The sequence below is a fragment of the Xenorhabdus sp. IM139775 genome, from assembly GCF_028598745.1.
In the GTDB taxonomy this organism is placed as follows: Bacteria; Pseudomonadota; Gammaproteobacteria; order Enterobacterales; family Enterobacteriaceae; genus Xenorhabdus.
Window position 1 is genome coordinate 1 of record NZ_JAQRFK010000248.1, and the last position, 565, is coordinate 565.

General features: G+C 47.1%; 2 protein-coding genes. Both read left to right on the plus strand.

Annotated features, from left to right (window positions below; all coding sequences use genetic code 11):
- On the plus strand, window positions 1–368 hold a 368-nt coding region (locus PSI17_RS17280; protein ID WP_273553124.1), incomplete at its 5' end, for a hypothetical protein.
- 3 nt (window positions 369–371) lie between these two features.
- A partial coding sequence (locus PSI17_RS17285; protein WP_273553125.1) for a primase-helicase zinc-binding domain-containing protein occupies window positions 372–565 on the plus strand: 194 nt, incomplete at its 3' end.

The window sequence follows — 565 nt, forward strand, 5'->3', positions numbered from 1 at the left end:
TACCACTAGCAGCCTCTGTTTTCACGTTTATTCTCGAAAAGTCACCGGAAGAATGCACCATTGAACTCAATAACCTGATCTTGCTGGCGCGTGATATCAATCAGGAAATACAGCAGGCAATTTTGAAACATACACCACAGTCCTTGTTAATGACATTATTGGGTTATGTGGTGAACAGACCTCAGAACGCAATACCGTTAGATCAGGCCATGTATCGGGCAGGGTTAGCCATATCGTTATTTGAGGTCATTCTTGACAAAATCGGCAGGGATTGTTCAGAAGAACTGCGCGATTTGCTCGCGCTGGCCTGTGATTTTAACCAAGACGTTTATTACGCACTGTGTGCGGCTGTCTATGGGGAGGAATAAATCATGACCCATTCCTCTTCAAAATATACGGAGAACCGCCCGATAGACGTTATCCATACGGTAAAAAAATCCGCCATGAATCATTGGCAAAGCCTGTTGCCCGCCTGTGGCGTTGAGGTTCCGGCAAAGGGGAAGCATGGCGCTTGCCCAATATGTGGGGGGACTGACCGCTTTCACTTCATCGACGATCACGGTAA